The organism is Dactylosporangium sp. CA-233914 (assembly GCF_050942935.1).
GTDB lineage: Bacteria > Actinomycetota > Actinomycetes > Mycobacteriales > Micromonosporaceae > Dactylosporangium.
Window position 1 is genome coordinate 3182326 of sequence record NZ_CP192030.1, and the last position, 23266, is coordinate 3205591.

Here is a 23266-nt window from a genome sequence, read left to right on the forward strand (position 1 = left end):
GTGGATCGATGCCCTGCACTTCTCCCGGTGGCCTGGGGTCGCTAGGCTTCGTTGCGGACGCCCGGGATGTGCCCGCCACACGGTCATCAGGGTCCAAACGGACAAATGCTCGGGCACCCTTTCAGCGACCCTCACAATCGTCGGTAAAGTTGGAGAGCGTCAATGCGCAACGTCGTCGTAACGCGCCTTCCGATCCGCTTTCACGGCGATGGGAGCGGCACGGGGGAATTGACCTGGGGGCAGCACGAGATCTGGCACACGATGCGCCGCACCGGGCGGACGCTCAACATCGGCGGCGCCGTCGCCGTGCCGCCGGGCGCGACGGCGGAGCAATACGCGTCGATGCTCGCCTACCTCGTCGGCCGCCACCCGGCGCTGCGCACCCGCTTCGCGTTCGACGAGCGCGGCGAGCCCGTCCGCCAGGTCGTCGACGCCGCGGGCGAGGTGCACCTGGAGGTTGTGGAGGGCGACACCGACGCGGACGCCGAGGCGCTGCGCAGCCGGTACGAGTTCACGCCGTTCGACCTGGCCCGCGAGCACCCGGTGCGGTGGGGCGTGGTCGGGCGCGGCGGGGCGCTGACGCACCTCGTCGTGCAGTACAGCCACCTGGCGGTGGACGGGGCCGGCATCGAGGCGATCGTGCGAGACCTCGCCCACCACGGCGCGGAGCACCCACCGCCGCCGTCCGGGCTGAGCCCGCTCGAGCTCGCCGCGCGCCAGCACTCCCCGGCGGGGCGGCGGCAGAGCGAGAAGGCGCTGCGGTACTGGCGGACCCAGCTCGCCGGGGTCCCGGCCGCCCGGCTCGCCGGCTCCGCCGACCCGCGCACGCCCCGCTTCCGCGAGCTCGTCTTCCGCTCCCCGGCGCTGCACCTGGCCCTGGCCGCCGTCGCCGCGCGGACCCGGGCCGAGACCGGGCACGTGCTGCTGGCCGCCTACGCGGTGGCCCTGGCCCGCGTCACCGGGCTGCGGCCCGTTGTCGCGCAGGTGCTGGTGAGCAACCGCTTCCGGCCCGGCTGCGCCGACGCGGTGTGCCACCTGACCCAGCCCGGGATCGTCGTGGCCGACCCCGGCCCGCCGTCGGCGCCGGTGCCGTTCGACGAGCTCGTCGCGCGGGTGTGGACGGCGGCGACGGCGGCGTACCTGCACGGCTACTACGACCCGCGGGCGCACCGCGCGATGCTGGACCAGCTTGCCGCCGAGCGAGGTGAGCCAGTCGACCTGTCGTGCTTCGTCAACGATCGACGTGGCCAGTCAACGTCCGGGGCCGCCCCGACGGGCGAGGCGGCCCGGGCCGCGCTCGGGCAGAGCACGCTGCGGTGGGAGCGGGAGCTGCCCACCTACGACGGCAGCCTCTACGTGCAGGTCGACTCCGACGGCGGCGCGGTCCAGCTGGGCATCTGGGCCGACACCCACGCGATCGCCCCCGCCGCGGTCGAGCGCTTCGCCCGCGAGCTGGAGGCGGCCGCCGTCACGGCCGCCTGATCACGGCAGCCTGATGGACTGGGGGGTGCGGAAGACGTCTTGCGGGTCGTACGCCGCCTTCACCTGCTGCAGCCGCGGATAGTTGGCGCCGTAGTAGGCGGCGGGCCACTGCCGCAGGTCGCGGTCGGCGTAGTTCTGGTACACCTCGCCGGTCAGGTGCGGCCGCAGCGCCTCGGCGAAGTCGTCGATCCAGGCTACGTTCGCGTCCGTCTCCTCGTCGCCCGGCCACTGCGCGATGACCGACACGTAGTGCAGGGCATCGCGGTGCACGAACGCCGTGGCGTCCTTGGGCACCCGCGCGATCGCGCCCCCGGCGAGCAGGTCGAAGCGCACCATCGAGAAGCCCGACGGGGACCGCTTGAAGTGCTCGGCCATCACGTCGAACGCGGCCTCGTCGAAGCCCTCGGGGGAGAAGTACCCGCCGAGCCACTTCGACTGCAGGCCGTACACGATCTCCTCGCCCATGACCGTCATCATGTCGAGGTAGTCCGTTTCGCCGATCGTGCTGAACAGCGGCTCGCCGAGCGCCAGCACGGGGGCGAACGCCTCCTGCGCCTCGGCGGGCGGGCCGACGTACATGCCGTACATCGCGATGACCGGCTCGCCGTCCGGGTACGGCTCGGTGGTCAGCAGCAGGCACAGCGCCAGTCGCTCGTCGGCGCGCCCGGCGTAGAGGTCCCGGTAGGCGGCGAAGATCTCGCGGGCCCGCTCGAACGGCCAGGCGATGATCCCGCCCACGACGGTCTTCGGCAGCGGGTTGAGCCGGTACGTCAGGCTGGTGACCACCCCGAATCCGGCCCCGCCGGCCCCGCGCAGCGCCCAGAACAGGTCCGGGTGCTCGTCCTGGCTCGCCCGCAGCACCTCGCCGCCGGCGTTGACGACCTCGGCGGCGAGCAGGTGGTCGCAGCCGAGGCCGTAGGTGCGCCCGAGCGGGCCGTAGCCGCCGCCGAGGCTGTAGCCGGCGTTGCTCACCGTCGGGCACTCCCCGCCGGGCCCGGCCAGCCCGTACTCCAGCCCGTCGGCACCGGTGAACGTGTGCCCGGCGTACGTCACCTGGTCGATGTCGCGCCAGCCGATGCCGGGGCCGACGGTGACGATCCGCGCGTCCGGGTCGAACGCCACGTCCCGCATCCCGCCGACGTCGACCACGACGCCGCCCTCCACCAGGGACAGGCCGCTGGCGTGGTGGCCGCCGCCGCGTACGGACAGGGGCAGGCCCCGGTCGCGGGCGAAGCGGATCGCCGCGGACACGTCGCCGGCGTCGGCGCAGCGCGCGATCAGCGCCGGCCGGGTCCGCACGCGGGTGTTGAACAGCACCCGGGCGCCCTCGTAGGCGGGGTCGTAGGGGGTGATGAGCTCGCCGCGGAAGGCCTCCAGCGGCCCGAGGTCCAGTCGCACCCGGCCGATCTTGTCATCGTCACTGATCGACGGCAAGCGTCTCGAACTCGCCGACGAGCCGGCGCAGCCGCACCACGACCGGCCGGCCGCCGAGGCGCCGCTCCAGCACGCCCAGCACCTCGCGGTAGTTCCACAGCAGCTCGGTGGCGGTGCGGGCGCTGCGCTCGAACAGCCCGGGGCCGAACCGGTGCAGGTCGTCGACCAGCGACTGCAGGCTGCACACCTTGTCGGCGGCGATGACCAGCAGCGACTGCGGTCCCGCCTCGTCGCGCATCCGCCCGAGGTGCTCGCGCTTGCGCTCCCACCAGGTCATCCGCTCGCGCCGGGCGGCGTCGGCGTCGGTGCAGTCGTGCACGATGCGGTACACCTCGTCGCCGAAGCGCTCCCGCAGCGCCCCGCGGTCCGTCGGGGAGTCCTCGAGCACGTCGTGCAGCAGTGCGCCGATCGCGGCCGTCTCGCCGCCGCCCTCCTCGAGCACGATCGCGCACGTCGCCAGCAGATGGGAGACGTACGGCGTGCCGGTGTTGTGCCGCACCTGCCCGCCGTGGCGCGACGCGGCGAACGCCAGCGCGTCGGTGAACCGCGGCGACAGGATGCCGCACCTCCCTACCGGCCGATCGCGCTAATGGCTGATCATTGCCGCCACGTCGTCGAGCTGGCGGAGCACCTCGGCGCGCTCGAGGCGGCGGCCCAGCTGCACCCCGCCCCGCGGCGGCGGCTCGTCCGGGCGGTAGTACACCTGCGAGCGCAGCCGCTCCCGGGGTCCGCGCAATACCAGTGTCGCGCACGCCTGCCCCCGGTCGGTGACGGCCTGATGGATGATGCTCGACGTCGTCTCGTACTGCCCCCGCAGCGGCGCCCGATCGACCCGGCGGACCGGGGCCAGTTCCACGCTGCCGTCGAAGACGACACGGGCGAGGCGTCCGCTCAGGTACGGCCGGTAGGTGAACCGCCGCCACGGCGCGCCGCCCGGGGCCTCCTCCAGCTCGACGAAGTGCTGCCGCCCGCCGAGCAGGATCGAGCGGAACGGGAAGCGGTGGTCGTGCGGCCGCGAGACGTGCTCGCCCCGCTGCGGGTCGGCCGGCCAGTAGTGCAGTGTGAGCCGGCTGCCGTCCGCGTATCCGGCCACGACGATCTTGGTGAATCCGTTCACGTGCCGGTAGGGGCGGATGTGCCCGGCCCGCACCCCAGCGGTGACCCGGTCGAGGGTCTCGGCGATGTCGAGGCGCTGCAGCAGCGAGGTGTCACCCACGGCGCATCCCTGTGTGTGTTCGCGGTGGAGTGCGCGGCGCCGCGCGCCGCCGACACCACAGAGCGTGCCACAGCCGCCCGGGGCGGCATGCGCCAACCCCGGCGTTTCGTCCGGCCTTTACCGCGCGGCCGGCCGCCGGATGAACCGATCGGCCGCCTCGATCACCCGCTTGAGCGTGTCCCCGGTCGCCTCGCGCAGCATCCGGGCCGGCGAGCGTCCGGCGATCCCGGCCGCGCCGACCTCGCGCAGCCACCCCGCCGCCGCGCCGAGCCGGTTGGCCCGCGCGAACGCGTCGGCCACCTCGACGGCGCCCTGGACCCGCCCGGCGAACTCGGCCCACCGCCGCCGGTCGCCGCGCCAGCGCTGAAACTCGCCCACGGTGGAAGCGCCCGCGATGTACGCGGTCAGCTCCTCACCCAGCAACGCGACGCAGCGATCGACGCCGCTCGCCGACAGGACCCCCACCGTCATGGATCAAACGCTACCCGCTGCCAGCCAGCCCGGCGAGCCCCGATCAGGCCGGCGGCGGCAGGTAGAAGGCGGAGACGTCCTCGGCCAGCAGGTCCAGGACCGGCACCCCGCCGTCCAGGGCGGCCGCGAACGCCGGCCACGAGTCCAGGTGGTAGCCGCCGGCCTCGGGGAAGTCGGCGCCGGTGAGGTACCGGGGAAGCAGGAAGGCATTTTGCACCAGCCAGTGCACGTAGCCGCCCTCCTCGCCCCACCCCGGCAGGCCCCGGGTCGAGTTCAGGTAGGCCCGCAGCTCCGCCGGGCTCGACCAGCGCACCATCCGCGACTCGTTCGTCAGGTGCCGGATGTAGGGGTTGTACAGCAGCGTCCCGCCGAGGCCGAAATGCTCCCGGAACTGCTCCCACAGCAGCCGCTCGTCGCTGCCCGCGTACGCCATCACCTCGGCCGCCGGCTCGGTCTGCAGCAGGTGGTGCAGGTACGACCACGTCGTCAGCGGGGTCAGCAGCCGGTTGGCGTCCTTGGACAGCAGCGTCTGCACGATCGCCCCGGCGTTGCGCTCCAGGTCGTGCAGGGCCAGGTGCGGCACGACCTTGATCGCGGCCAGCACGCTGTACAGCGACGGGTTGCGCTCCCCGTAGAAGATCCGCGCCACCGACCACGGGTCCGTCGGGCGCAGCAGCGACTCGGGCGAGTGCGCCGGCGCCGACGTCACATAGTCCTGCAGCGACGCCACCTGCGGGTCCGCGGCCGGGTCGACCCGGCGCATCCACCGGCGCAGGTCCTCGACGAACGCGGCGCTGAGCTGCTCGCGGCCGGTGACGCCGAAGTCGTCGAGGCACACGGCCACGCGCACGCCGCGGGCGCTGAGGGCGGCCGCGGTGAGGGCCTGGACGGCGTTGATGAGCGACGCGCGGGAGCGCAGCCGCACCGGCCAGAACAGCAGTCTCGGCCGCTGGGGCTCGCCGGCCCAGTCCACGCCCCAGCCGTAGCGCCGCTCCAGTTGGCGAAGCAGGGGCAGTACACCTTCCGGGGCGGTGTTGCCGGGCTGGGAGAACAGCTCGCGCTCCCATTCCAGGTGCCGGACCCGGCGGCGGGGGTCGACCCGCGGGCCGGCCGGCGGGACCTCGAGGCGGTCGGCCAGCCCGGTGAACAGGTCGTCGCCGTCGATGTCGGTGAAGAACTCGACCAGCCCCTCGAGGCGGTCGGGCAGGCGCAGCGGCGCGGCGTCGTGCAGCGCCCAGAGCACCCGGACCGGGCGGGCGGCGCCGACCTCGCGCAGGGCGCCGGTGACGATGTCGTCCCAGCCGGTGTACCCCACGACGACCACGACATCCCCGGTGATCAGTTCGGCGAGGGCGCGGGAGGACTCCGGGGCGGTGGCGTCCGGGGCCGGGTCGTGCAGCAGCGGCGAGCGGGCCTCCTCGCTCACCGGCCGCCAGAACCCGTGCAGGTGGAAGACCTGCACCGCGCCCTCACCCTCGGGCCGGCGGTCCGGGCGGCCGTCGGGCGCGACCGGCACGCTGAGCGCCTGGCGGCCGGTCTGGCGGACCGCGACCTCGAACAGCGGATCGAAGTTCGTGGTGAGGATGCAGTTGCCGAACTCGTCCGGCCGCCCCGCCAGCAGACGGCCCACGGCACGGACCCCGGCCGGCAGCTCCCACCAGTCGAGGCTGTTCTCGACCCGCTCGCCGAGGCGCAGGTCGACGCGCTGCCAGATGCCGTGGGTCGCCAGCGGCGAGGAGGCGAGGTCCGGCGCCCGGTAGCCGGCCAGCACCGCCTGCTGGACGACCACGTCGAACTCGCCGGGGGAGCGGCGGGCGGTGAAGACGCGCCGGTAGGCGAGGTACACCTCGATCGGCAGCGCGTGCGGGCCGAGCGCCGCGCGGGCCTGGTGCAGCGCCTGGATCAGCTCCCCGTCGTCGCCGAGCCCGGCCGCGTAGCGGTCGGCCAGCTCCACCAGCTCCTCGAGGCCGGGCACGGCGGGCATGGTCATGCCGGCGCCGAGGATGAGCGTGACCGTGCCGCCGTGGCGGATCGCGGACACGACCTCCTCGATGAGCCTGAGCTCCATTCTCACTCTCCCGCGGCCCGGGCGTGCAGGGTCGTCCACAGGTCGCGCGGGCGGCTGGACAGCGCCTCGCGCACGTCGGCGTCGCTGAGCAGGAGCAGGCCCCCGTCGATGTCGGCCTCCAGCTGGTCGGGGCCCCACCCGATGTACCCGGAGAACAGCCGCAGCCCGGCGATCACCGGCGCCAGCGGCTGTGGGTCGGCCGACAGCGGGATCACCCCGAGCCGGTCGCGGACGGGCCGGAAACGCAGCGGCGGCTCGACGTCCGGGCGCAGCCGGGCGACGGCGATGAAGCCCTCGTACCGGCTCAGCGGCCCGGCGTCGAACAGCACCGCGGGCGTGGTCAGCAGCCGCCGCCAGCCCGGCGGGATGTCGGCGGGCAGCGGGTCGTGGGTGGGGCGGTTGATCCGCACGCCGACGGCGCCGCGCGCGCGGTCGTGGCGCAGGACGAGCACCGCCGCCTGGCGCAGGTCGCGGTCCTCGACGGCGGCGGTGGCCACGACGATCCGCCCGACGAGGTCGCGGTGGTGGCGGGCCGCGTTGTGCACCAGCGGCAGCTCATCCCCGGCGGAGCGCAGTTCGGGCAGCTCGAAGCCGCGCTCGCGCAGCCGCAGCGTGACCTCCCGCCAGATGGTGCGCACGTCGAGCACCGCGGAGCGGTCGGGCAGGCCGCCGCGCAGCACGCGCAGCAGCTCGCCGGTGAAGGCGGTGTACGGCTCGCCGGGCGGGGCCTGCGCGGTGCGGTTGCGCGGCGCGGAGACCAGCAGGCACGTCTCGTCCGTCCCGGCCTGGTCGGCCACGGCCTGGGTGCCGGACTCGCCCGCCGCGAGGTGGCCGCTGGCCCGCCCGGCGTAGCAGCAGTCGAGGATCACCAGGCGGCGGTGCGCGCGGCTGCCGGCCACGGCGCGGCGGATGTGCTCGAAGGGCAGACCGGCCTCGTACGGTACGGCCGGATCGGTGCCCCGTAGCCCCAGCACGAGGCTGCTGTCGACCGGGTCCACCAGCCCGTGGCCGGCGTAGTAGACGACGAGCATGCCCTCCGGGGCGGTCTCGTCCGCGGCGCGCCGCAGCACCCGGCTGACCTCGCGGGCGTCGTCGGGGTCGTGCAGCACCGTGCAGTGCTCGGGCGCGAGCCCCCACAGGTCCGGGTCCTGCAGCACCCCGGCGAGCCCGTTGAGGTTGCGGGTGATCGCTGGTACCTCGGGCAGCTGCGAGTAGCGCGCCCCGCCCACGAGCACTGCCCGCGACGCGCGCGGGTCGGAAAGCTCCGCCACCTGACCGGCCCCGGGGCTCAGCCGGTGAGCGCCCGCGCCGCGGCGGCGACGGCCGCCGGGTCGGAGGACTCGATGCGCACCGACACGCCGTCGGGGTCGGTGCGGGTCAGGATGACCGCGGGCGCCTCGGGCCGGGTCCGGCGCCAGTTGGAGATCGCCAGCAGCAGCTGCCCGACCGACAGCCCGGTGCCGAGCACCAGGCTGATGATCTCGACGGCACCCGAGAGTTCACCGGGGAGCGCCGCGGTCGACAGCCCGATCTCGGACTGCACGACGCCGGGCTCGCCCAGCAGCCAGCGCTGCAGGCCGAGCAGCGTGTCGACGTCGGGCGCGGTGCCGTCCCCGAGGGGCTCGAGGTGGATCTGCAGCTGCACTGGTCAACCCGGGATGCTAGGGGATGCGGACTTCGAACCTTATCGAACCGCCGCATCCCCTGTCACCCGGCGCTCACCCGAACAGCGCGCGGCCCGCCCTCCTCGCCTTGCGGCGGGCCTTGGGCAGGGCGTCCAGGGCGCGGCGGCCGTGCTCGTCGGTGCGGGCGTGCAGCAGCCCGAACGTGAAGCCGTTCTCGCCGGCGCCGTGCGCGCTGATGCCGTACTGCCGCAGCAGGTCGCACGTGACCAGGGCGTCCTGGTGGGCGCCGAGCACGTCCTGCAGGTCGGTGACCCGCGCGGCCAGGCGCGTGGCGGGCTTGCCGGCCACCGGGGCGACCAGCTCGGCGGCGTATCGCGCCCGCTTGTAGGCCTTGCGCGCCTCGTGGCGCTGCTCGTCGGTCGTCGCGGCGGCCATGCGCGCGTCGGCGCGGTCCAGCGCCTTGCCGGCCCGGCGCAGAAGGTCGCGGCGGGGGATGCGGCCGGGGGCGGAGGCGGCCGCGACCAGCGCGTCGAGGTCGTTGAGCACGGAGGTGTACCGCGGACTGTCCAGGCCCGCGATGAGCGCCTCCCGGGCCTCGGCGGCGCGGGCGGCCAGCAGCGAGGTGATGCGCGCCGCGACCGGGCCGAGCACCAGCTCCACCGGCTCCGCCGCGACGAGGCCGGCCAGGCGTTCGCTCATCACGTCGCAGTCGCGCACCTCGCCCAGCAGCCCGGTGGCCCACTTCACCTCCTCGTGCAGGCGGTCGAGGTCGCCGGGTGCGCTCTCGGGCAGCAGCGGGGCGAACGAGCGCAGCGTGGAGCGCAGGCGCCGGGTCGCCACCCGCATCTTGTGCACCGCCTCGGCGTCGCCCTCGCGCACCTGCGGGTCGTGCTCGACGAGGGCGTCGCGCTGCTCGGACAGGTACGCGGCCAGCGCCCGGCGGGCCGTGGAGCCGCGCGGGGTGTCGGCGGCGGGCGGCGGGTAGTCCTCGCCGAGGGCCTGGGCGAGCTTCGACGGGCTCGCGGCGGGGCGGGCGCCGGCCTTGCGCAGGGCGGCGTCGAGGCGGGCGAGGTCCTCGCCGGCGCCGTCGACGAGCTCGACCTCCAGCTCGTGCCACTCGCGGGCGGCGCCGCCGCGCAGCGACTCGGTGCTGACGTGGTCGTCGGCGAGGAGTGCGACGGTGGTGCCGTCGGCGGCGCGCAGGGCCCGCTCGACGCGGTGGGTGCGGATGCGGGCCACCGGGGCGAGCTTCTCGCCGCGGGTGAGGGCGCGGACCTGGTCGGCGACGGCCCGGGGCGGGGTGCGCTGCCGGGCGTTGGCGGGTATCTGCAGCTCGCTGCGCTCGCCGCCGGTGGGGCGCTTGAGGTGCCACCCGGCGTCGTTGCCACCGGTGCGCCGGCGTAGTGTCACCCGGCCGCGGGCCAGGCGCAGCCCGACGGTGTCGTAGTAGACGGCGTCGAGCCGCTGGTCGTCGGGGTCGCCGACGCTCGCCACGGCGCCGATCCCGGCCAGGTCGGGCAGTGCGAAGCCGTCCGGCAGCTCGTATTTGCGTTCGATCTCCAACTTTCCTGCCATGTACTCCATTCTCGCAGTGAACGGGTCACCTCGCGAAGATGAACGTGGGATAAACGAGAAGTGCACCACGACCTGCTCGCGCTGCTCGACGCGCACCTGGCCGAGCTGACCGCCCTCCGTCACGTCCTCTCCGCGCCCCGCCCGGTGTACCCCGGCGAGCGCCGTGCCGCGGCCGAGGAGACGGTCCGCGCCGCGGACCGGTACGGGCGGGCCGCCGGGGCCCTGCTCGAGCCCGCGCCGGTGTGACCTGGGCTTCCGGGCACCCGTAACCTTGTGCCGTGAGGGTCGTCAGGCAGCGGGTACGCTTCGCGATCCGGCTGTTGCGGGACTGGCGGCTCACCGTCGCGTGGGGCAAGTCACTGCTGCGTTCGGGCGTGACGAGCGTCGTCGTCCTGGCCGTGGTGTTCTGGGTGCTGCCCGGCGTGCGCGCCAGCGGCGGGCCCGTCGCCCTGGTGGAGCTCACGATCCTGCTCGCCGCCATCGGCACCCTGATGCGCCTGGTGCTGCTCGGCGTCGCGGTCATCGTCGGCGGGGTCGGCGTGCTCGCCCTCGGCGTGGTCATCCAGGCCCTGGTGATGTTCACCGCGCTGCGCCTGGCCAACGGCGTCAGCGTCGACTCGTTCGCCGACGCGTGGGTGGCCAGCTGGCTCGCCGCGGTGCTCACCGCGCTCATCAACTGGCTCGCTGACGCCGGCAGCGAGGACGTGTTCCTGGGCCAGGCGCTGCGGCAGATGGCCCGCCGCCACCGCGGCACCCCGGCGACCGAGCCGGGCGTGCTCGTCGTGCAGCTCGACGGGCTCTCCTCGCCGCTGCTGTCGTGGGCGGTCAAGGCCGGCAACCTGCCCAACCTCGGCAAGTGGCTGCGGACCGGGACGCACGCGATGATCCCCTGGCACACGGGCATGCCGGCGACCACCCCGGCGAGCCAGGCCGGCATCCTGCACGGCGACTTCTCGCAGATCCCGGCCTTCCGGTGGTACGAGAAGGAGTCGGGCCGGCTCGTGGTGACCAACCGGCCCCGCGACGCCGCCGACGTCGAGGCCCGCGTCTCCACCGGCCGCGGTCTGCTCGCCGACGGCGGTGTGAGCATCAGCAACGTCTTCTCCGGTGATGCGCCCACCAGTCTGCTCACGTTCAGCAACGCCGCCCTGCCCGGCCGCTCCGCCCGCGGCTACCTCGCCTTCGTCGCCAGCCCCTACGGCTTCGCCCGGGCGCTGGTGCTCTCCGTCGGCGAGATGCTCAAGGAGATCCAGCAGGCCCGCCGGCAGCGGTTTCGCGACGTGTTCCCGCGGGTGCCGCGCACGGCCGCCTACGTCGCCCTGCGCGCGGTCACCAACGTGCTGTTACGGGACCTCAACGTCTCCCTCATCGCCGAGCAGATGAGCCGGGGCGCCCCGGTGATCTTCTGCGACTTCGTCGACTACGACGAGGTCGCCCACCACGCCGGGCCGCTGCGCCCCGAGGCCCTGCAGACCCTGGAGGGGCTCGACCGGGTGCTGGGGACCCTGCACAAGCTCGCCCGGGTCGCCGGCCGCGACTATCAGATCGTGGTCCTGTCCGATCACGGGCAGAGCCAGGGGGCGACATTTTCGCAGCGGTACGGCGTGACGCTGGAGCGCCTCGTCGGCGATCTGGCCGGCAACGGCAGCGAGAGCGCGAGCGGCGGCCCCGACGACGAGGACTGGGGCCGGGCCAACACCCTGCTCGCCGGCGTGTCGCACCAGACGCGCTCGTGCGGCCCCGAGACCCACCGCCCCCGCGGCGAGGTGGTGACCATCGCCTCGGGGAACCTCGCCATGCTGTACCTCACCGACGTGCCCGGCCGCGCCGGCCTCGCGATGATCGAGCAGCTGCGCCCCGGCCTGGTCGACGGCCTCGCCAAGCACCCGGGCATCGGCCTGGTCGTCGTGGAGGGCCCCGACGGTCCGGTGGCGATCGGCCCGGCCGGGCGGCACCACCTGCGCGACGGCCGGGTGGAGGGCGAGGACCCGCTGCCGCCGTACGGCCCGCTCGCCGCCGCCGACCTGCTCGCCCACTCCGAGATGGCGCACGTCGGCGACCTGGTCGTGGTGAGCCGGGTCGACCCGGGCACGGACGAGGTCGCCGCGTTCGAGGAACTGGTCGGCTCGCACGGCGGGATCGGCGGCTGGCAGACCGAGGCGGTGCTGGTGCATCCGGCTGAGTGGCCGGTGCTCAGTGCCGAGCCGCGCGGGCCGGTCGACGTGCACCGCCAGCTGGTCGCCTGGCTCGACGAGTTGGGCCTGCGCGCGCCCGCGGCGGTGCCCGCGCCGCGCGATGACGATCTTCCCTTGTCGGCGAGAGTTCGAGGTGTTTAGATCAACTAGCCTGACCGTGTTCTCGACCCACGTTGATCAGCGTCAACGTGGGTTGATTGCGGTCATGGCGTTGGCGGCTGGCACGACTACCTGATTTCGCACGCCGCCGGATTTCGTACGCCCGCAAGATTTCGTACGCCCGCAAGATTTCGCACGCCCGCAAGATTTCGCACGCCCGCAAGATTTCGCACGCCCGCAGGATTTCGCATGCCGCAGGACGAGGAGCCGCGCGAGATGGCCGACGACGCGTTACGCCCCTGGAACTGGGAGGACCCCCAGGAGCTGGCCGCCACGGTGGACTCCTTCACCGAGGACCTGGCCCGCGTCGAGACGCTCGAGCCCGAGCTCAGCGCGGCGGTGCTGGACCGCTCGCACTTCGACGGGCTCGGCCTGACCGGCGTCGAGTTCGCCGCGTTCAAGACCAGCCACCCGCAGGCCCTCGGCACCGACCTCGTCTCGCTCGTCGCCGCCGACGGCACCACGACCGAGCGCGGCCGGGTGTACCTCGTCGACGGCACCGCCCGCTTCGCCGAGATGGACATCACCGGCGCGCTGCCGGTCGCCGACGACACCGTCGACTGGGTCTTCGCCGAGCATCTCATCGAGCATGTCACCCTGCGAGCCGGGATCGCCTGGTTGAGCGAGGTCAAGCGGATCCTTCGCCCCGGCGGTCTGCTCCGGCTCACCACGCCGGACCTCAAGGTGTACGCCGAGAGCTACGTCAAGGGTGACGGCTTCTTCGCCAAGCACCGCCGCCGGATGAACCGCGCCCTCACCGGCGTCGCGCCCGCCATGCCCGCGCGCGGGGCGTTCATGTTCAACCAGCTCTTCTACGTGTACGGCCACCGCTGGCTTTACGACCTCGAGGAGCTCACCTACGCGCTGACGTCGGCGGGCTTCGCCGAGGAGGCGATCGTCGTGCGGGCCTACCGCGAGGGCGCCCGCCAGGATGTGGCCGATCTCGACCAGGTCCTGCGCAACGACGAGACGATCTACGTCGAGGCCACGGCGTAGCCCGGCGCACCGGCCGCCCGCCGAACGCAGCGGGATCCCGCGCTGCGTTCGGCGCGGTCCGGGCTCGGGCGGCTGCTACGGCGCGGTCCGAGACTCGGGCTGCTTCGGCGCGGTCCGGGGCTCGCACTGCTACGGCATGGTCCGGATCTCGGCGCCGTCCTGTGTCTTGTCCTCCCGGCGCCGCTCGATCCAGCCGGCGATCTGCCCGGCGGCGAGCACGATGACGATCGCGCAGACCACGCCCTGCCACGGCTGCGGGAAGACGTTGCGGCTGAGCAGGCCGATCGCGGAGTACGTGGCCGACCACAGCAGGCAGGCGGCGATGTTGGAGACGATGAACGTCCGCCACGACAGCCCGACGATCGCGGCCGTGAGCAGCACCGGGATTCGCCCGCCGGGCACCAGGCGTGACACCAGCAGCGCAATCACCGGGCGCCGTTGCAGCCGCTGCCGTACCGTCTCCGCCAGCCGCCACGGCCGGCGCAACAGCCGCAGCCGTCGCGTCAGCGCCTCGCCGCCGGCCCGGCAGATCGCGAAGGTGACGGCGTCGCCGCTGTACGCCCCGAGCCCGCCGGCCGCGATCACCGCCGGCACCGCGAGCGGGTTGTAATGCGCGGCGAGGACCGCGGTGGCGCTGACGGCCGCCCCGGTCGGCAGGACCGGCACGGTCGAGCCGAGCGCGACGATCCCGAACGTGATCGCCAGCGCGGCGACCAGGCTTGCGAACGTGGTCACGAAATCGTCAGGCTCTCGCCGGGCGCGAGCACGCGCACGTCGGTCTGCGGGGCGGCGCCGCGGGTATGCTCGGCGAACTCGTCGCCCGGGCGGTGGAACCGGTCCGGGCGCACCCGCCCGCAGCCGACCGGCCACAGCGTGCCCCAGTGGATCGGCACGGCGTGCGCGGGCTCGACCAGCCGCATCGCCTCGGCGGCCCGGGCCGGGTCCAGGTGCCCGGGGCCGAGCGTCCAGCCCCAGCCCCAGACGGGTACGAGCGCGAGATCCACCGGCCCGATCTCCTTCATCTCGTCGAACAGCCCCGTGTCGCCGCCGAACCAGGCCGACGTGTCGCCGGCGACGACGTAGCCGAGCGCCACCGCCCGGATGCGCGACTTCGGGGTCCGGCCGCCGTCGTGCGCGGCCGGCACCGCGCGGACCGTCACGTCCCCGACCCGCGTCTCCTGCCCGGCCCGCAGCTCGGTGAAGTCCCGCTCACCGAGCCGCGAGCGCAGGAAGGAGGCCGCTCCGTGGGGCACGATCAGCCGGGTCGACCGGGGCAGGCCGCGCAGCGACGGCAGGTCGCAGTGGTCGGAGTGCAGGTGGGAGACGACCACGGCGTCGGGCGCGTGGGCGAGCCGGGGCAGCGGCCCGCGCCGCCGGTGCAGGTGCGCGAGCCGGTTGCGCAGCACCGGATCGGTCAGGATCGTGACCCCGCGCTCGCGGATGGCCACAGTCGCGTGCCCCCACCAGGTGATGTCCACCCAGCCATTATGGGCACGCCCGGCCCGGCCGCCGCTCGGACGGCCTCGCCCCGCCGGACCGCTCGGACGGCCTCGCCCGCCGGACCGCTCGGCCGCCGAGTGCCTTCCGGTCGTAGGCGTCACGGTTGTAGGCCGCCCGGCCGCCGAGTGCCTTCCGGCCGTGGGCGCCCGTCCGTGGGCTGCCCGGCCGTAGGCTGTCCGGCCAGGTCGCCCGGCCGTGGGTCGCCCGGCCGCTCTATACGGGCTCGGTCACGGCGGGCTGGTCGGCGGGCTGCTTCGGCGCCTCCCAGGCCGGGCGGCCCGTCCGTACCACCAGCAGCACCAGCACCGCGCCGGCGAGCGCGATCCAGCCGGCCAGGGCGACCACGTGGTTCACCGCGTCCGTCGGCGGGTGGTGGGCGGCCAGGCGGTCGGAGAAGATGGCGCCGAAGATCGCCACGCCGAGCGCGAACCCGAGCTGGCGGAAGGTGTTGACCGCGCCGCCGGCCATGCCGCTGCGCTCGTGCGGTACTGCTGCCAGGGCCGCCGAGGCCATCGTCGGCAGGACGGCGGCGACGCCCAGGCCGACCACGATCAGGCCGGGGATGAGCGCGGTGTCCTTCGAGGCGGGCGTGAGCCGGGCCTGGATCAGCGCGCCGGCGCCGATGAGCAGCATCCCCACGCCGATCGTCCAGCGCGGCGGCACCTTCTGCAGGAACCGGCCCGCGAACGCGCCCGCCACGAACGAGGCGGCGCTGAGCGGCAGGGCGCCGAGCAGGCCGGCGTCGACCGGGCCGAGCCCGCGGAACTGCTGCAGCCACACGGTGGTGAAGGGCAGGTAGGCGAAGGCGGCGGCCTGGGCGAGTACGGCCGCGACCATGAGCGCGCCGAACGACGGCTTGGCGAACAGGTGCAGGTCGAGCATGGGGTGATCGGTGCGCCGCTCGATAACGATGAACGCGACCAGGGCGAGCGCGGCGAGCGCGAACGCGCCCAGAGTGCTCGGCGCGGTCCAGCCGGCGTCGCCGCCGCGGATCAGGGCGAACGTGACGGCGGCGGCACTGAGCGTGAACGTGACGGTGCCGGGCAGGTCGAGCCGGGCGTCGCGGCGGCCGTGCGACTCGGTCACGCCGCGCACGGTGAACCACACCGCCACCAGGCTGGCCGGCAGGTTGACCAGGAAGATCCAGCGCCAGCCGAAGTGCTCCGTGAGCAGCCCGCCGACGATCGGCCCGGCGGCGGCCGCGGCGCCGTTGACCGCGCCCCAGACACCGAACGCGACGCCGCGGTCGCGTCCGGTGTAGGCGACGCTGAGGATCGCCACTGTCGTGGCGAACATCGCCGCGCCCCCGATACCCTGCAGGAGCCGGGCGGCGACGAGGAACGCGGCGTTGGGTGCCACCGCGCACAGCAGCGATGCGGCGGCAAAGACGCCGGTACCGGCGAGGTACACCCGGCGGCGCCCGTGCCGATCGGCGAGCGCGCCCGAGGCGAGCAGGACGGCGGCGAGGGCGAGGGCGTACCCGTCGAGGACCCACTGCAGCCCGCCGAGCGTGGCCCCGAGGTCCCGGGCGATGGCCGGCAGCGCGACCGTCACGATGGTGACGTCGACGAGCAGCATGAACGTGCCGATGGAGACGGCGGTGAGTGCGGACCATTTGCGCATGCGGTCCAATGTCTGGTCGCCGTCGGCTTTCAGGTACTCGCCACCGTCATGGCGGCGGATTTCGACACGGTTTACCGTGGGATGGTGGAAATCGACGCGCTGGACCACTCGATCGTCGATGCGCTGCGCCTCGACGGCCGCGTCCCGTTCAGCACCCTCGCCGAGGTCCTGGGTGTCTCCGACCAGACGGTGGCGCGCCGATACCGCAGGCTGCGAGTCGGCGGCCTGCGGGTCGCGGCCCTGCCCGACGGCGTCCGCCTCGGCTACGACATGTGGCTCATCCGCCTGCAGACCACGCCGGACAGCGCCGGCGCGATCGCCGACGCCCTGGCTCGCCGCCCCGACACCACCTGGGTCACGCTGGGCTCGGGCGGCACCGAGGTCACCTGCGTCGTACAGAATCCGGGCACCGCCGACCGCGAGTCACTCCTGCTGCAGAAGCTGCCCCGCACGCCGCGCCTGGTCTCCGTGCGCGCGTTCTGCCTGATGCACCACTTCGCCGGTGGCCCGGTCGGCGGCGAGGCCCGCGCCACGCAGTTGAGCCAGGAACAGGCCGCGCGGCTGCGCCCGCCCCCGCCGGCCCCCGGCACCGTGGCCGTGCTCACCGACGAGGACCGGCCGCTGCTGGCCGCGCTCAACCGGGACGGCCGGCTCGGGTACCCGCAGCTCGCCTCCGCCACGGGAATGTCGGAGTCGACGGTCCGCCGGCGCCTGGAGCACCTGCGCGCGACCGGGGCCATCTTCTTCGACGTGGAGATGGACCCGTCGCTGCTCGGCTACACCGCCCGGTTCCTGCTGTGGCTGTCGGTCGCGCCGGCGCACCTGGAGGCGGTGGGGACGCAGGTGGCACGGCACGAGGAGGTGGTGTTCGTGGCCGCGACGACGGGGGAGACGAACCTGCTCGCCACGGTGATCTGCCGGGACGTGGCGTCACTGTACGACTACGTGACCCACCGCATCGGCCCGCTGCCGGGCGTGGAGCGCCTTGAGTCGGTCCCGGCGCTGCGCCACGTAAAGCAGGTCGCCGCCGTGCTGTAGTCCTGTTGAATTCGGGCGATCACGCCGCGTGGTGGACGTGATACGCGCCCTTCTTGCGGTGTACATCGCGCTGTCCGCCTGCCGCAGCAGTTCGTCGGGCAGCGACGCGTCATCGGACAGCGCCACTCCGACGCTCGCGCTCGCCGGCGGCAACCGGCCGTCCACCACGATCGGCGTGTCGACCGCTCGCACGGTCCGTCGGGCGACGCGTACCGCCGCCGCCAGGTTCGGGATCCCTCGGCGAACCGGACCACGACCCACTCGTCGGACAGCTCCGGGCCCGTCAGCGCGACGACCTGGCCCAGCTGACGACCATGACTCGTCCCCGCCGAGCCGGCCGACGGTGTCCTCGGTCCGCACGCAGTGCGTGAGCCGCCCCGCGACCGCCTGTAGCAGTTCGTCGCCGGCCTCGTGGCCATCCAGCTCTGCGCGCCACTGCCGACGCCATCGCGACCCGGGCGATCGGCTCCCCGCCTTCGCAGCCCTGGCGGTCCAGCACTCATCCTGACGGCCGATATATGGCTCCAACCTTCGTATTCGCATTCCATCGGCCTCCTTGCCTTCGTCGATCTCCGCGAGGCACGATCAGCTCCCATGGAGCGGATCAGGGTGCCCTTCGAGGGCGAAGGCGCCGGCGCTGGTGTCTTGACGTGGGGCCAGCACCAGGTCTGGCAGGCGATGATCGAGGTGGGCACCTCCATGAGCATGGGCGGCGTGGTCCCCGTCCACGACGCCCGCACCGTGTCCGACTTCGCCGAAGAGCTCCGCTTCTTCATGACCCGCTACCCGTCGATGCGCACCCTGCTCCGCATCGCCGAGGACGGCACCACCACCCAGGAGACCTTCCCCTCCGGCGACGCCTTCCTCGAGGTCCACACGGTCCGCTTTCCCGGCCCCCAGTCCTCCGCCCCCGCCGTCTCACCGTCGTCCCCGGACCCCACGCTTGCTCCTTCCCCGGACCCCGCGTCTGCTCTTTCCCCTGACCCCGCGCCCGCGTCTTCCGTGGGCACCGCGCCTGCCCCTTCCCAGGACTCCTTGCCCGCACCGCTGCTGGAGGCCGCCGGCACACTGGCCGCCGAGGTGTACGCCGGCTGGAAGGCCCGCAACTTCGACTACACCACCGAGTGGCCCATCCGCATGGCCGTGGTCCAAGCGGGCCCCGGCGGCCCGGTCATCCACGTCGTCGTCATGGTCTGCCACATCGCCGCGGACGGCAGCGGCCTGGCCACCATGGTCCGCGAGCTCGCCCAGCGCGACGCGATCGGCCCCCACGCCGCCACGTCCCACCTGGACCTCGTGGCCCTGCAGCAGGCCTCGACCCGCCAAACCGACAACGCCATGCGTTACTGGGAAACTCAGCTGCGCGCCATCGCTCCCCAACGCTTCCCGGCCGGCTTCAACGAGCCCCCCGCCCCTCGATTCCGCCAGCTCGTCTGGCAGTCCCCGGCGCTGCACGCCGCCGGCGAACGCCTGGCGGCCCTGCTCTCCATCGACTCCGCCCCCATCCTCCTGGCCGCCTACGGCGTGGCCTTCACCCGCGTCGTCGGCGATGGCCCCTTCGCCACCCAGGTCATCGTCAGCAACCGCTTCCGCCCCGGCCTGGCCGACGTGGTCTCCCCGCTGGCCCAGAACGGCCTGGTCGTCTTCGAGGCCCGCGACACCACGGCCGCGGAGGCGGTGTCAAGGGCCCGCCAGTCGTCGATGAGCGCCTCCAAGTACGCCTACTACGACCCGGCGACCCGCCAGGCCCTGATCGACCAGATCGGCAAGGACCGCGGCGAACCACTGGACCTGCAGGTCTTCTACAACGAGCGCCGCATGACCCTCCGCCCTCCGGCCAGCACGCCCGACGAGGCGGCCATCCGCTCCCTCCTGCCGGCGACGACCCTGATCCGCGAGACCCCGCTGCCGTACTTCAACGAAAAGCTGATGATCAACATCGACGACGTCCCGGACACCATCCAGATCACGACCGAGATCGACACCGCCTACCTCCCGATCGAGGGTCTCCACCGCCTGCTGCAGGAAATGGAGAACTTCACCGTCGCGGCCGCCCTGAACCTGGCGGCTCAGTCCGTCCCCTGACCCAGTGCCCGACCACGAGCGCGTGGCGCCAGGCGATCGCCCCTCCCGGGCGGCTCGCCCCTCTCGGGCTGGGCCCCTACGGGCCGGCCGACGGTATCCAGGAAGAAGTCCTCTCCGCTCCCATCACCGACCCGCGAAACCCAGGCATGGGTCAAGCCCCGTTCGGCGATGCGGTGGTTCCGCCGCCACGAGTCAAGATCATTCGCACGTGCGTAGCGCCCGGTCTGTGTCGCTGGGCCACCCTTCATCAGGCCAGTGCGGAGTGCTCGCAGGACCACACGCCTCAGGTTGCCGACAGCACCGCCGAGTGCCCAGAAATCGTGCCGATTGGCGACTTTGCCGCTCGCGCGGCGCCAGCGGAATGACCCCAGCCATGGTCGGCGTCGCCCGATCGCGGTGTCGGGGATCATGGCAACGGCAGCCATGCGAGCACCTTGCGAATTTGGGCGTCCCAGAAGGCCCAGTCGTGATCGCCGGGGGAGAAGTCCGTCGTGAGCGGGATGCCGCGCTGCGCGCACGCCTCGCGGAAGCGCACGTTCGACTCGTAGAGCACATCCTCGGTGCCGCAGGCGACATACAGCGGCGGCGGGCTCTCGACCTTGCCGAGCAGGTGCAGCAGGTCGTCCTCGGTGCCCTCGACGGTGGGCGGGTCGCCGAAGATGCGCTGCCACATCCGGGGATCCTCGGGCGTGGACATCGTGTGGGTCCTCTCGGCGATGTCCAGCACGCCGGAGAGGCTGGCCGCGGCGGCGAACCGGCCGGGGTGGCGCAGGGCGAGCTTGAACGCGCCGTATCCGCCCATGGACAGACCCGCGACGAACGTCTTCGCCGGGTCGTCGGTGAGGCGGAAGAGATGGCGGGCGATCCGTGGCAACTCCTCGGACACGAACGTCCAATATGGACGGCCCCATGCCTCGTCGGTGTAGAAGCTGCGGTGGACTTGCGGCATGACGACGGCGAGTCCGGCCTCCTCGGCGTACCGCTCCAGGGAGGTCTGGCGGGTCCAGGCGGTGTCGTCGTCGCTGAGGCCGTGCAGGAGATAGAGGGTCGGGAACCCGCGGAGCGGGCCGGGCGTCTGCTCGGGCAGCAGCACGGTCATCGACGTGCCGAACCCGAGGGTCTCGGAGGAGAAGTTGCAGCGGACGAGTGCCATGCTCATGCTCCCATCGTAATGCTGTTCGGTGGTAGCTGTCTGCCCCGTCGGCGGTCGTTGAGCCGGCGGGCTTTCACGCGCGCCCCGCAGTCAGCCATCGCGCACCACCGTCGTGAGTGGTTGCGGCTGCGGTCGAGGAACAGCCAGCCGCAGCCGCCTTCCTCCAGGGGGCAGACGCGTAGGTCCGCGACGTTCTCGGTCGTCAGCAGGTCGACGGCGATGGCGGCGAGGCGGTCCTGAATGGCGAACGGGGCGACGTCGCCGATCTGCAGTCGCCCGGCGGTCGGGCTGTCGAACGCCAGCGTGACGCCCGCTCTGGCCACCGCGGCGGAGTAGCGCGTGCCCAACTGCTCCAGCGCCGACTGATACGGCAGCTTCGGCTTCAGTTCCTCGTCCAGGCGCACGGCGAGCACCGTGTAGAGGGCCTCCCGCAGGGCCAGCGCCGCCGCCAGGGCCTGCTCCCCGGACCAGGTCAGTTGGATATCGGGTGCCTCGTGGGGCTCCACGACGCCGGTGCGCACGGCCCAGTCGAGCAACTCCTGTGGAGTGCCCAGGTGCTCCTTCTCCGGCGTGCCGCCGGGCACCCGCGGCTCGACGGTGTTGACCAGGTCGAGCCCGGTGTGCCCGCCGACGAGGCGGAGAACCGGGTTGTCCGTCGACTCCATGTGTGCGATGCTACCACCGTACTCGCTTTAACCGGAATCATCGGGATGGGAGAGCCCTTATGCTCGAACACCGACGCGCGAACCTGGCCCTGGCTGCCCTATCCATCTCGACGTTCACGTTCGTCACCACCGAGATCCTCCCGGTCGGGCTGCTCACCCTCATGGCCGACGACCTGAACCGGTCCAGATCGCAGATCGGGCTGCTGATGACGGGTTACGCCGTCGTGGTCGTGCTCATGTCGTTCCCGCTGGCACGCCTCACCCAGCGGGTCCCGCGCCGGCTCCTGCTCGGCCTGACGCTCGGCGTCTTCTCCGCCGCGACGCTGGTCACCGCCCTCGCACCCGGCTACGGGGTGTTGCTCGGTGCGCGGTTGGTCGTCGGCCTCACGCAGGCACTGTTCTGGTCCATCGTCGCCTCGAGCGCCACCGGCCTCTTCCCGCCGTCTCAGCGCGGCCGCACGGTGGCTCGCATGTCCATCGGCGCCGCCCTGGCCCCAGTGCTCGGCGTGCCGCTGGGCACCTGGCTCGGTCAGCAGGTGGGCTGGCGCTTCGCGTTCCTGGTCATGGCCGTCATCGGCGTCGCCACCTGTGCCGTCGTCGTGGCCCTGGTCCCGGGCGCCACGCCGGAGGCTGAAGCCGCGTCGCGCGGCGCGGCCCCGGACCGGCGGCGATACGTTCTGCTGGTGCTCTGCACTGCGATCGGCGTGACCGGCGCGCTGACCGCCCAGACCTACGTGACGCCCTTTCTGCTGGACGTGACCGGCTTCGCCGCCGCCACGCTCAGCCCGCTGCTGCTGGTGACCGGCGCGGCCGGATTCCTGGGCACTGTCGTGGTCGGGCGCTTCCTCGATCGGCGCCCGTGGCTGGCGCTCGTCACCCCGCTGGCACTCATCGTCGTGACGCTGCTGGTGCTCTACTCGCTCGGCACCCTGAAGCCGGTCGCGATCATGGCCCTGGCCGCCAATGGCTTCGCGTACAGCGCCATGGCCGCCGCCGTGCAGAACCGCATCCTCATCGTCGCCCCGGGCAGCACCGACCTCGCCTCGGCCGGCGGCAGTTCGGCGTTCAACGTGGGCATCGCCTCCGGGTCGTTCCTGGGGGGCGTCATCGTCGATCAGGCTGGGGTCCGGTCCGTGGCACTGGTCGGCGCGGCGATCACGGCCGCCGCCGTCCTGCTGCTGCTCGCCGAACCCCGCCTCGCCCGGCCGCGCCGCGCGCTTCAGCAGGGCCCGGCGGCACCTGAGCCTGAGGTGAGCTGGCTCCGTGCGACGGCGTAAGGGTGCGGAGGTGTGAGGGCGCGAGGCGCGAGGCGTGGAGGTGTGAAGGCGGTTCAGGTGGGAGCGTCGGCCGGGCGGGGGCTGGGCTGGGCTGGATGGAGCACGCCGGTCGGCTCGTGGATGCGCGGCATCTGGGCGGCGATCCTCGACGACGACCGCGACCGCCGCGGTGGACGGATTGGGGTGCCGGCAGAGGGGAGTGGAGGGAGACGGGAGAACTGGGCCGGGTCGAGGAAGCGAGGCGAATTGAGTGGACCGGCCCGGGTGAGCGTGGGTCGGGCGGGATGGGGTGGGCGGGATGGGCTGGGCGGAGGAGGGCGCTGGGCGCGGGAGGGTGGCCGGGTGGGAGTGGCTTGGCGGGGTGGGAGCGGCGAGGGGTGAGCTGGGCTGGTTTGCGTCCGCGTTGATGTGTCGCTCGGGTGGGGCGGGTGGCGTGGGACCGGGGCGGTGTTTTTGGGAGAAGGGTGTATTTGGCGTTAGTTGGAACCGGGGGACTGAAAAACAACTGTTGCTCGATGTCGGTTAGTTGACAGAATTAAACGTATTGTTGAGTGCTCTGGTGAACGTGGTCCGGCGCTATTGGAGTTGTTCAAGAAAGAGATCTGGCTTGGGGCTGTCGGATCCGTTACATTCCGGGTGGGCCGGCGGCGTTCGGAAGGGGTTTGAACACGGCTTTTAGCTGCGGGAACGATCAAATAGGAAGG

The 23266-nt window shown here is 73.2% G+C and carries 21 protein-coding genes; 7 read left to right on the forward strand and 14 right to left on the reverse strand.

Going from position 1 to position 23266, the window contains the following annotated elements:
* The first annotated feature begins 228 nt into the window (after positions 1–228).
* The gene (locus tag ACQPY0_RS14770; RefSeq protein ID WP_432988992.1) at positions 229–1482 is read left to right on the forward strand and encodes a condensation domain-containing protein; all 1254 of its coding nucleotides are present in this window, start codon (positions 229–231) and stop codon (positions 1480–1482) included.
* Here ACQPY0_RS14770 and ACQPY0_RS14775 read toward each other — a convergent pair whose 3' ends face one another.
* The 8 genes from ACQPY0_RS14775 to ACQPY0_RS14810 form a co-directional block, all read right to left on the reverse strand.
* Positions 1483–2880 carry an FAD-binding oxidoreductase gene (locus tag ACQPY0_RS14775; RefSeq protein ID WP_432988995.1) on the reverse strand — a complete coding sequence of 466 codons (1398 nt, stop codon included), beginning with the start codon at positions 2878–2880 and terminating at the stop codon, positions 1483–1485.
* A gap of 19 nt (positions 2881–2899) precedes the next feature.
* Entirely contained in the window at positions 2900–3415 is a 516-nt protein-coding gene (locus tag ACQPY0_RS14780; protein ID WP_432988997.1) for an HD domain-containing protein, read from the reverse strand.
* A gap of 87 nt (positions 3416–3502) precedes the next feature.
* The gene (locus ACQPY0_RS14785) at positions 3503–4132 is read right to left on the reverse strand and encodes a hypothetical protein (RefSeq protein ID WP_432988999.1); all 630 of its coding nucleotides are present in this window, start codon (positions 4130–4132) and stop codon (positions 3503–3505) included.
* Positions 4133–4249: 117 nt separating this feature from the next.
* A complete protein-coding gene (locus tag ACQPY0_RS14790; RefSeq protein ID WP_432989001.1) occupies positions 4250–4603 on the reverse strand; it encodes a hypothetical protein in 354 nt (117 codons plus the stop codon).
* Between the two features lie 43 nt (positions 4604–4646).
* Positions 4647–6671, reverse strand: coding sequence for an SIR2 family protein (locus ACQPY0_RS14795; protein ID WP_432989004.1), 2025 nt, complete (start codon positions 6669–6671; stop codon positions 4647–4649).
* A 2-nt stretch (positions 6672–6673) separates the two neighbouring features.
* The gene (locus ACQPY0_RS14800; RefSeq protein ID WP_432989006.1) at positions 6674–7942 is read right to left on the reverse strand and encodes a YqgE/AlgH family protein; all 1269 of its coding nucleotides are present in this window, start codon (positions 7940–7942) and stop codon (positions 6674–6676) included.
* 17 nt (positions 7943–7959) lie between these two features.
* Positions 7960–8316, reverse strand: a complete 357-nt coding sequence (locus ACQPY0_RS14805) for an effector-associated constant component EACC1 (protein WP_432989008.1) — start codon at positions 8314–8316, stop codon at positions 7960–7962.
* Between the two features lie 73 nt (positions 8317–8389).
* Complete coding sequence (locus ACQPY0_RS14810) at positions 8390–9871, reverse strand: CHAD domain-containing protein (protein WP_432989010.1); 1482 nt, start codon at positions 9869–9871, stop codon at positions 8390–8392.
* Between the two features lie 60 nt (positions 9872–9931).
* Here ACQPY0_RS14810 and ACQPY0_RS14815 point away from each other — a divergent pair, with 60 nt between their 5' ends.
* The 3 genes from ACQPY0_RS14815 (at position 9932) to ACQPY0_RS14825 (ending at position 13221) form a co-directional block, all read left to right on the forward strand.
* Entirely contained in the window at positions 9932–10117 is a 186-nt protein-coding gene (locus ACQPY0_RS14815; protein WP_432989013.1) for a hypothetical protein, read from the forward strand.
* A gap of 32 nt (positions 10118–10149) precedes the next feature.
* Entirely contained in the window at positions 10150–12207 is a 2058-nt protein-coding gene (locus tag ACQPY0_RS14820) for an alkaline phosphatase family protein (RefSeq protein ID WP_432989015.1), read from the forward strand.
* A gap of 207 nt (positions 12208–12414) precedes the next feature.
* Positions 12415–13221: a class I SAM-dependent methyltransferase gene (locus tag ACQPY0_RS14825; RefSeq protein WP_432989017.1), complete on the forward strand. Its 807-nt coding sequence runs from the start codon at positions 12415–12417 to the stop codon at positions 13219–13221.
* Positions 13222–13350: 129 nt separating this feature from the next.
* Here the strand turns inward: ACQPY0_RS14825 and ACQPY0_RS14830 are convergent, their stop codons facing one another.
* The 3 genes from ACQPY0_RS14830 to ACQPY0_RS14840 all read right to left on the reverse strand — a co-directional run bounded on the left by ACQPY0_RS14830 (position 13351) and on the right by ACQPY0_RS14840 (position 16344).
* Positions 13351–13956: a DedA family protein gene (locus ACQPY0_RS14830; protein WP_432989019.1), complete on the reverse strand. Its 606-nt coding sequence runs from the start codon at positions 13954–13956 to the stop codon at positions 13351–13353.
* Positions 13953–14699: an MBL fold metallo-hydrolase gene (locus tag ACQPY0_RS14835; RefSeq protein WP_432989021.1), complete on the reverse strand. Its 747-nt coding sequence runs from the start codon at positions 14697–14699 to the stop codon at positions 13953–13955. Before ACQPY0_RS14835 ends, ACQPY0_RS14830 begins: the two co-directional genes overlap by 4 nt.
* Positions 14700–14934: 235 nt before the next feature.
* Positions 14935–16344 carry an MFS transporter gene (locus tag ACQPY0_RS14840; RefSeq protein WP_432989023.1) on the reverse strand — a complete coding sequence of 470 codons (1410 nt, stop codon included), beginning with the start codon at positions 16342–16344 and terminating at the stop codon, positions 14935–14937.
* Between the two features lie 84 nt (positions 16345–16428).
* Between ACQPY0_RS14840 and ACQPY0_RS14845 the strand changes: the two genes are divergently transcribed.
* Entirely contained in the window at positions 16429–17382 is a 954-nt protein-coding gene (locus ACQPY0_RS14845) for an Lrp/AsnC family transcriptional regulator (RefSeq protein ID WP_432989025.1), read from the forward strand.
* Here the strand turns inward: ACQPY0_RS14845 and ACQPY0_RS14850 are convergent.
* Entirely contained in the window at positions 17275–17925 is a 651-nt protein-coding gene (locus ACQPY0_RS14850) for a diguanylate cyclase domain-containing protein (RefSeq protein WP_432989027.1), read from the reverse strand. The two genes, ACQPY0_RS14845 and ACQPY0_RS14850, sit on opposite strands and share 108 nt — an antisense overlap.
* 51 nt (positions 17926–17976) lie before the next feature.
* On the opposite strand from ACQPY0_RS14850, the gene ACQPY0_RS14855 reads away from it, so the two are divergent.
* Positions 17977–19467, forward strand: coding sequence for a condensation domain-containing protein (locus ACQPY0_RS14855; protein WP_432989029.1), 1491 nt, complete (start codon positions 17977–17979; stop codon positions 19465–19467).
* A 406-nt stretch (positions 19468–19873) separates the two neighbouring features.
* Here the strand turns inward: ACQPY0_RS14855 and ACQPY0_RS14860 are convergent, their stop codons facing one another.
* Entirely contained in the window at positions 19874–20620 is a 747-nt protein-coding gene (locus ACQPY0_RS14860) for an alpha/beta hydrolase (protein ID WP_432995237.1), read from the reverse strand.
* A 2-nt stretch (positions 20621–20622) separates the two neighbouring features.
* Positions 20623–21285 (reverse strand): CGNR zinc finger domain-containing protein, encoded by a 663-nt coding sequence (locus ACQPY0_RS14865; protein WP_432989031.1) that lies wholly within the window; start codon positions 21283–21285, stop codon positions 20623–20625.
* Between the two features lie 59 nt (positions 21286–21344).
* Between ACQPY0_RS14865 and ACQPY0_RS14870 the strand changes: the two genes are divergently transcribed.
* On the forward strand, positions 21345–22562 hold the full coding sequence (locus ACQPY0_RS14870) for an MFS transporter (protein WP_432989033.1): 1218 nt from the start codon (positions 21345–21347) through the stop codon (positions 22560–22562).
* Positions 22563–23266: the final 704 nt, after the last annotated feature.

What these genes read in the sequence shown, in the direction of transcription:
- ACQPY0_RS14790 (WP_432989001.1), bottom strand. Translation starts at nt 4,603, where the DNA reads ATGACGGTGGGGGTCCTGTCGGCGAGCGGCGTCGATCGCTGCGTCGCG.
- ACQPY0_RS14795 (WP_432989004.1), bottom strand. Translation starts at nt 6,671, where the DNA reads ATGGAGCTCAGGCTCATCGAGGAGGTCGTGTCCGCGATCCGCCACGGC.
- ACQPY0_RS14810 (WP_432989010.1), bottom strand. Translation starts at nt 9,871, where the DNA reads ATGGCAGGAAAGTTGGAGATCGAACGCAAATACGAGCTGCCGGACGGC.
- ACQPY0_RS14825 (WP_432989017.1), top strand. Translation starts at nt 12,415, where the DNA reads ATGCCGCAGGACGAGGAGCCGCGCGAGATGGCCGACGACGCGTTACGC.
- ACQPY0_RS14840 (WP_432989023.1), bottom strand. Translation starts at nt 16,344, where the DNA reads ATGCGCAAATGGTCCGCACTCACCGCCGTCTCCATCGGCACGTTCATG.
- ACQPY0_RS14850 (WP_432989027.1), bottom strand. Translation starts at nt 17,925, where the DNA reads ATGCGAATACGAAGGTTGGAGCCATATATCGGCCGTCAGGATGAGTGC.
- ACQPY0_RS14855 (WP_432989029.1), top strand. Translation starts at nt 17,977, where the DNA reads ATGGAGCGGATCAGGGTGCCCTTCGAGGGCGAAGGCGCCGGCGCTGGT.
- ACQPY0_RS14860 (WP_432995237.1), bottom strand. Translation starts at nt 20,620, where the DNA reads ATGGCACTCGTCCGCTGCAACTTCTCCTCCGAGACCCTCGGGTTCGGC.
- ACQPY0_RS14865 (WP_432989031.1), bottom strand. Translation starts at nt 21,285, where the DNA reads ATGGAGTCGACGGACAACCCGGTTCTCCGCCTCGTCGGCGGGCACACC.
- ACQPY0_RS14870 (WP_432989033.1), top strand. Translation starts at nt 21,345, where the DNA reads ATGCTCGAACACCGACGCGCGAACCTGGCCCTGGCTGCCCTATCCATC.